8 protein-coding genes are annotated in these 7,761 nt (G+C 51.0%); all 8 read left to right on the top strand.

Annotated features, from left to right (window positions below; genetic code table 11):
- Nucleotides 1-174: 174 nt before the first annotated feature.
- Complete coding sequence (locus tag MPRO_RS05465; RefSeq protein WP_067288475.1) at nucleotides 175-471, top strand: hypothetical protein; 297 nt, start codon at nucleotides 175-177, stop codon at nucleotides 469-471.
- Nucleotides 472-585: 114 nt separating this feature from the next.
- Entirely contained in the window at nucleotides 586-1,413 is an 828-nt protein-coding gene (locus MPRO_RS26150) for an HNH endonuclease (protein ID WP_082708465.1), read from the top strand.
- 91 nt (nucleotides 1,414-1,504) lie between these two features.
- The gene (locus tag MPRO_RS25725) at nucleotides 1,505-1,933 is read left to right on the top strand and encodes a cysteine peptidase family C39 domain-containing protein (protein WP_158651760.1); all 429 of its coding nucleotides are present in this window, start codon (nucleotides 1,505-1,507) and stop codon (nucleotides 1,931-1,933) included.
- Nucleotides 1,934-2,187: 254 nt separating this feature from the next.
- Nucleotides 2,188-2,658 carry a hypothetical protein gene (locus MPRO_RS25720; protein ID WP_158651759.1) on the top strand — a complete coding sequence of 157 codons (471 nt, stop codon included), beginning with the start codon at nucleotides 2,188-2,190 and terminating at the stop codon, nucleotides 2,656-2,658.
- 110 nt (nucleotides 2,659-2,768) lie between these two features.
- On the top strand, nucleotides 2,769-3,281 hold the full coding sequence (locus tag MPRO_RS05455) for an HNH endonuclease (RefSeq protein ID WP_067288468.1): 513 nt from the start codon (nucleotides 2,769-2,771) through the stop codon (nucleotides 3,279-3,281).
- 747 nt (nucleotides 3,282-4,028) lie between these two features.
- Nucleotides 4,029-4,673: a hypothetical protein gene (locus tag MPRO_RS05450; protein ID WP_067288465.1), complete on the top strand. Its 645-nt coding sequence runs from the start codon at nucleotides 4,029-4,031 to the stop codon at nucleotides 4,671-4,673.
- Nucleotides 4,670-5,359, top strand: a complete 690-nt coding sequence (locus MPRO_RS05445; protein WP_067288461.1) for a hypothetical protein — start codon at nucleotides 4,670-4,672, stop codon at nucleotides 5,357-5,359. Before MPRO_RS05450 ends, MPRO_RS05445 begins: the two co-directional genes overlap by 4 nt.
- An 836-nt stretch (nucleotides 5,360-6,195) precedes the next feature.
- A complete protein-coding gene (gene nhaC, locus MPRO_RS05435; RefSeq protein ID WP_067288455.1) occupies nucleotides 6,196-7,725 on the top strand; it encodes a Na+/H+ antiporter NhaC in 1,530 nt (509 codons plus the stop codon).
- The last annotated feature ends 36 nt before the right edge of the window (nucleotides 7,726-7,761 follow it).

Below are 7,761 nucleotides of genomic sequence, written 5' to 3'. Positions count from 1 at the left end.
AGGCCAATGCGAACGCCAGAAAAGCCAGCAAGTCCATGCACTTGCGCTAGTTTTTCTGGCGTGACGGACAAATAGGGAGGGAACCTATTTGTCCACCGGGTTAATAGCCCACTATTTTTAGCCTTTTAATGAGGCGTTAGCTATTTAGTCAACCAACCGCAAAAGGAACCGCACATGAAATTCACTCTAGTTCGCAACATTCATTTCCATTCGCCAAGCACTGGACTCGTATCCAAATTTGTCTCTAAGGAAGTTGAGTCAGAAATCCCACCGCAAGTAGGATTCGAATTTGAAGACTCTGCTTGGCACAGAAATGATTCTATCAGGGCAGAGTCAATTAGCATTGATTCTGAGACAGGGAAATGCACCGTACACCTCAACACCAAGGAGGTTGAAACAGCATCCGACGTCGAAAAATTCTACGGCGTTGCTGTTCAATACCATGGGTGGAAGAATTGGTTAGAAAACTAATTGATTGGCGGCCATAGCTAACAAGTCGCTCAAATCGCTCACTTCGTTCGCTGGGACGGGCTAAAGCCCGCCCCTTAGCTTATCGTTATGCACTAAAAATACAAGGAGAATCACGTGGCTGAAAAACGTGTGCTCGATGAAAGTACAGAGAAAGAAATACGTAAATTGGCAAGACAAATCGGGTATGAAGACACTCCGCTGGCATCAAGCGGCAGTCACCAGATCGAGTTGCACAAAAATATAGATGGCAAAAAAGAATACGTTTATATTTCGAGATTTACAGGAATTACAAAAGGGCAGTTGCAAATCGTTATAAGCCCGGAGTTAGATAAAAATACTAGTGCTAGCTTATCTAAAGCAGTAGGCGTGTTTAGCGAAAAGTCTGGATGTGATCGTGGAAAAGAGGTTCAAAGTAGTCAATACAAAGGATTTAAAAATAAGGGAGCGGTTGGCGAACACCGAGGTCGAGCCTGGAGGGTAGGTAACTCAAATGGCCTCGAAGAATTTAAGAGTCTTCTTTCGGCTATATCACAAAATAGCGCAGCCTCCGTATCCTACACTTCAACCGCTGTGAGTAAAGCGCCCGTTTCGCCCGAAAGAAAAGGCGTTTATGTAAACCGTGTAATTCGTGATACGGCGGTAAGCAAAAAAGTAAAAGAAATGTACGGCCATGCTTGCCAAATATGTGGTCTTAAGATTGAAACGAGCAAAGGTTTTTACGCTGAGGGGGCACATGTAAAACCTCTTGGCAGTCCACATAATGGTCCGGATGTGTTGGAAAATATACTATGTCTATGTCCTAATCACCACGTTATGCTTGATTATGGAATTATCACAATTAACGATGATTTAACTCTGGTAGGTGTTAGTGGAACGCTAAAGATGGTTGGCGGGCATAACATATCTTCCGAGTATCTTGCATATCAGAGAGAAAATTCATAACAAGGCCATTAACTCGGACCCACAAAAAGCTGCGCTTTTTGGGGTCCGGTTATGGCGGCGTTAGCCATTACTATTTTATCTCGGAGCATTTATGAATAAAAATCAGCTTGTCGTGCAAGAAGATGAGTGGGGTTGCGGAGTTGCCTGCGTAGCATCCCTACTCGGGATTACCTATATAGATGCAATGGATCGGCTGCAAGAAGCAAATCTTCATAAAATCGATTTCGCTAATGAAGGCCTTGAGCTTGAGCCAATTATTTCAGTACTTAAAAAAGCCGGAATGCGGGTCTCAATCGAAAATAATTTAAAACTCTGGCCCATTGGAACGATAGCGTTCCTAAATGAAAATGATGGTGATTATAAGGGATCTGGTCATTACTTACTTAGGACTACCGAAGGGTGGATGGATCCTTGGTACAATGTCTTATATCAAAACCCACAGCCGCGCCAAGCAAAATTCAGAAAGCTCTTACCTCGTAATACTTCTGTTCAAGCAGCTCTTGTACCTGAAGCAGGCTAACACGCTTGGTGAGTGGGGGCCTTTCGCGTGCCTTTGACCCCGTACCTTTATAATACTGCAGAATTATCAGCCAAGTAAAAATGAAGATGGGCTTTGCTGTGAAAATGATGATCACCCAAACCTCAGGTTCGTCACATAAAAATAATATAAAACGGTAAATTTAGAGTTAGCAGTATTTCATTCCTCAAACATTATGGCTAACTATAAATTTTCTCTTATGTAGGCGTTAGATATTTTCGGGAGAGTGAACATCGATGTCTATTTCAGAAGTTGCTGCATGGTGGGGTGCAATTATTGCTTCAATTGTATTAGTTTGGGATATGTATAAATGGAAAGCGGATGCTCCAAAATTAATTATGCTCTTGGCTCCCAATATGAAAACTTATGGCGATCCTTCTAGAGAAAATATTACATGGGTTTCCGCCACTATAACTAACATTGGTAGCAGACCAACTACAATTAAAAATATTGGAATGTTTTATTATAAAAATTGGTTTAGTTACTTTTATAACAAAGTCGAACTAGCAGCAGTATTCCCAAACCCCAATGATCAACTCCGTTTGCCTTTAGTCCTCAAGCCTGGTGATGAATGGATTGGTTTGGTGCCACAAGATCGACTGTACGAAGATATTAAGGATAAATCAGGCTATATGACAATTTGGATATCTCATTCTCATAACAGTAAACCTATTCGTAAAAAACTTGTAATTCCAAGTATGGTGTAATCAAATGCCTAGCAAGAAAATAAACAAGGGCAAGAAACAGTGGGCTTTCGCTCCTTCGTCGCTAATTTCAGCCAACAATTTTAAGTCTATTATTTAGGCGTTATGAACCTATGACTACTAAACCGTTAGATCGTTTAATGTTCGTACAAGGCGGCTTGTGCTTCTTCTGCAAACAACCGATGCCGAAATCTGAAGCAAGTGTTGAACATTTGCTTGCCAGCTCCAATGGCGGCAGCAACAATGACGAAAATTGTGTTGTGTGCTGTAAAGCAGTCAATGCGCTTTTTGGTAGCATGTCTCTTAAAGAAAAATTTCAAGTTGTGTTAAACCAAAAAGGCCAATTCAAGTGCCCTAACGGGGCTGGCTCCATCAAGCCAGCAGCGAAACCAAAAGCAAAACCTAAAGTTCCTGCCACCGTCAAAACTGATAAATTTAAACTGGTTGTGGCAAACCTTAAGCAGCGAGGGAATTCAAAGCCGCGCACCTTAAAAACACTAACAAGCACTATTGCATCGCTCTTTCCCAAGGGCATATCTCAGGCTGAGTTGGCAGAGCTAATCAAACAGTTAGAAATAACCGGCAAGGTCGTAGTCACGGAAAAAAAATTAACTTATGCACTTTGAATTAACGGTTTCTAACAATCACGCGCAGCTAGTCATTGCTTAAGATAGATAATGGCTGGTGCAGTCAAATACTGCGCGTTCGCCTGGCGTTGGCGTGGGTGTTAGTTCTCGCGAGTATTTAGAGCTTCAGGGGTGGGCTCTTATTCCCCTCAGCAACCGGCGAGCACCGGGATTATGTTCCGAGCAGACCCGAAGGGGTAAGACAGGGACTGTCGAACCGCCGTCATGGATGTCCCGCCCTTCAGCTTAAAGGCAGGGCGTGCGGAGCATAATTCCGACGCGCAGCGGATCGGAAGGCCGGCAGATTGGGGCGTATTCTTCAAGGTGCAGAAGTCTTGGTTACTTTCTTTTGCGCGAGCAAGAAAGTATCGCGCCAGCAAGGCGCAATAGGATCTATCAAACCATGTCGGTGCGTCTGGCGGCACAGGCCGCTAAATAGAGCGAAAGGAGGAAATAGGTGACCTCGTGACTTTATGTGATCTTTGATCCACTGGAATTCATTGCTCGCCTGGCCGCGCTGCTCCGCCAGCCAAGAGTCAACCTTCCCCGGCTCCATGGAGTGTTTGAGCCCAACAGTAAGCACCGGGTGATGGTCACGCCGTCCTAGCTAGGCCGAGGCAGGATCCGCTTGCTGAGGCTGAAGAAAATTATTGCGCCATGCTGGACGAAATCCCCACAGCCACCTAGCTTAAACTCAATAGCCTACGGCAATCTTGGGGCGGTTCATTCAGGACGGAGAGGTTTATCATGGGGATGGGTTCTATTCTCCTTGTGGTGCTGGGCGTGGCAGGATTCTTCCTGGTAAGGAAGTTCGGGGTTCTGGGCTTCATTCTGACGCTCGGAAATCCGAGCCGAAGCCGCTTCCGTCGATCTCAATCGGATGGTCAAACCATCTTCAACGTCACCCCAGCGAGGCCTTCGTTCGCCGCACTGCCCTTGATTCTGGTTGGTGTGGTCATGCTCCTGAATGTGGAGACGCTAGGCGGCGTTGCCTATTTCGGATGGCTGCCCGTTATCATGGGAGTGATCACTTTGCTGACTGGTGCGCGCTATCGGCGCGCGGCCACGATCACGCTTGTGGAGAATGCAGTTCACAGCGGCGGCAAAACTTGGCTCTTTGACGAAATTGTGGATTTCTATGTGCGGCAGGGAAGCAGGACCAATGCAGACGAGTCTGCACCGGTACCCATACCCACAAGCACGGCGATCATGCGCGCGCTCACCAGAAGCATGGTTGAGCGGTCCTACTTCGTCAGCTTGCGCGTGCGTGCGGACAGCGATGAGGCGGTATTGAGCGGCGGCCTGACGCTCGAGTGTGCCGAGGCACTTCAGTACGATTTGCGCGAGGCCCTTTCCACAAGTGCCAAGGTTTCGATCGGGCGTGTCATATGAATATCCTCTCAATTTTCACGGTCGCAGTGCTGATCCCTAGCACCGTGTGCGGCGCAGCACAAACGGAATTATTTCCGATCGTCCAGACAGAAACCGCCTTTCTTGATACTTGTGAAAATGAATGGGTGCAGCATGAGCCTGCTGCTGCCCCCTGGGCGCGGGGTGAGTGCCAGGTCAAGTGGCGATGGGCCATGGCAGCGGGGCCGATGGCGGAGGCCATACTCGTGATGAGCCTTGCCGAAGGCGATGCAGCACGCTCTCAAGCGCAGGTTCTGACATTAGGGGCGGCCATGCCTGCTGGTGTTGCCGTCTCGCGCAATGCAGCAGGCATGCGCTTTGACTGGCAAGAGCTAGGCTCTGAGGGCCGGTACAATGTCACCGGAGCCTTGCGCATCCGTGGTGTCACCCTGCAAGCGCTCGGCTGCCCGCAGTACCCCGGTGCTTCGATGGGGCGCGAAAAAGTCATGCAGGCCACACTGCCTGGCCGCAGGCCTTTCGTGGTGACGGTTTATAGTCGAGGTGCGCCGACCGGTTTTGAGCCAGGCGTTTATGAAGTCGATGCGGATTTCAGCGGCGTTGTGCCTGACATGGCAGCATTGCAGGCAGGCCGCTATCCTGGCGGCGGTGGGCGTGCCTTTGCTGTCGAGCCGACCGGATGGGCCGCTGAATGTCTTGATCCGGAATAAATGCCAGATCACTGCTAGGGCGAATGTGTGACCCCGTGACTTGGTTGGAGCAGCGGCGGTGGTTTTCAGTAACTCGGGAATATCAGAACGTGCTCCTATGCCCCTCAGCAGCAGAAAATTACTCCTGCATTTTCTGGCTACCGACCATCCATGGCCATAAACCGGCGAGCACCGGGATTATGTTCCGACCAGACCCGAAGGGGTGAGACAGGGGCTGTCGAGCCGCCGTCATGGATGTCCCGCCCTTCAGCTTGAAGGCAGGGCGTCCGGAGCATAATTCCGACGCGCAGTGGATCGGAAGGCCGGCAGATTGGGGCGTATTCTTCAAGGTAAAGAGCCTTGGTTACTTGCTTGTGCACGAGCAAAGAAAGTATCGCGCCAGCAAGGCGCAATACGACCTATCAAACCATGTAGGCGCGTCTGGCGGCACAGGCCGCTAAACACCCTCGTTTATAGCCTCATGGCCTGGTACCAGCGATCCCGGCATCTTATCGTCGAGGCCTAAAATCCGGCGAAGTGTTACCCATGTTATTGAACTGAACTGTTACCTATGTGGGTGAACCGTACCGATGCCATTCCCCCGCGCAACAGGCTCCCACAGCTGGTGATGCCTGCACTAGCCTCATCCCCATCATCTGTATTCGACCAATAGCTGAACCAGGGCAAATGTAAACAGCCCATTGTTATTTCATTTACAAGATCGAACATCCATCCGGTATGCCATTTACACGGGCTTGATAGCCTGACTTTCAGTCCTGCGAGATGCAGGGCGCTGTGGGACAGGGCGGCACACGCTGCCGTCTTGCCTCCTGGCCTTACACTGAGAGGAAAGGTGAATGACCGATAACAATAAACCGCGACCAGGCCTTGTGCTTGCGTTGTTACCCATAGTGCTGACGCTGGCTGTGCTGGGCGTGCAGCTGTTTTACTTCGGCGATTTCACGCCCCATATTCCCCTGGCCATTGGCCTGGCGATTACGGCCTCCATCGGCTGGATGCAGGGCTATCGCTGGCAGGAAATGGAGGATGGCATTCTGCACGTGGTGCGGGTAGGGTTGCCGTCCATCGCCATTCTGATGACGGTCGGCATGATCGTTGGCGTCTGGATCGCCAGTGGTACTGTGCCGCTGCTGATTTACTACGGCCTGCAGGCGCTTACGCCTGAGATCTTCCTGGCCGCCGGCATGCTGCTCTGTGCGGTGGTGTCGGTTTCCCTGGGTACGTCCTGGGGCACCACCGGAACTGTAGGTCTTGCGCTGATGGGCATTGGTGCGGGCTTTGATATTCCGATGTACTGGACCGCAGGCGCAGTAGTGTCCGGTGCCTTCTTTGGCGACAAGATCTCGCCGCTGTCCGATACCACCAACCTGGCGCCGGCCGTGACCGGGGTTAACCTGTTCGATCATATCCGCAACATGCTGCCGACCACGTTGCCAGCCATGTTGATCGCCTTCGTGATCTATCTGGTGGTGGGCTTTAACGTCATCGGTAACGAGGCGGTGGATTTCAGCAAGATCGAGTTGATTACCGCCACACTGGATCAGAATTTTGATCTGTCCTGGGTGTTGCTGATTCCGGCCATTCTGGTACTTGGCCTGGCTGTCATGAAAATGCCGGCCCTGCCGTCACTCTTTGCTGGAGCGCTGGTGGGGGCCGCGCTCGCGATGGTGATGCAGGGGCAGAGTCTGCATGATGTCTTTGGTTACATGCAGAACGGCTACAAGCTCGAAACCGGCGTCAGTGAGATCGACAGCCTGCTGAACCGCGGCGGTATCCAGTCCATGACCTGGGTTATTACCCTGGTGATGATTGCGCTGGGCTTTGGTGGTGCGCTGGAGAAAACCCGCTGTCTGGAGGTAATTATTACCGCCATTTTGCGCCGCGCCAAACGCTTTGGCAGCCTGCAGGCGTCGGCCGTCGGTACCGCGGTGGCGACTAACCTGGTGGCGGGCGATCCCTACCTGTCCATCGCACTGCCAGGGCGCATGTTTGCACCGGCCTACCGTGGCAAGGGCTATTCGACGTTGAACCTGTCCCGGGCGGTAGAGGAAGGTGGCACCCTGATATCCCCGCTGGTGCCCTGGAATGCCGGTGGCGCCTTTGTGATCACGGCGCTGGGCCTTGGCATCAGTGATGGCCAGATCGAAAACCTGCTCTATATCCCGCTGGCCTTTGCCTGCTGGCTGTCGCCCTTGCTGGGTATTGCCTACGGTTACCTGGGCTGGTTCTCACCCAGGGCGTCTAAGGCCGAGCGCCAGCGCTGGCACGATGAGTCCGAAGCCATTCTGTACGACACTGACGGGGATGATGCCGCGGTATCGGCTTCAGCTGCCAACGCTCAAGGCGCAGCGCCCGCCAGGAGTTGATCTGTTGAAAGTCTGAACGCTGTTACATAAAGCGGG

This window comes from Marinobacterium profundum, assembly GCF_001528745.1.
Classification (GTDB): Bacteria; Pseudomonadota; Gammaproteobacteria; order Pseudomonadales; family Balneatricaceae; genus Marinobacterium_A; species Marinobacterium_A profundum.
This window is presented reverse-complemented; position numbering and strand designations above follow the sequence as displayed.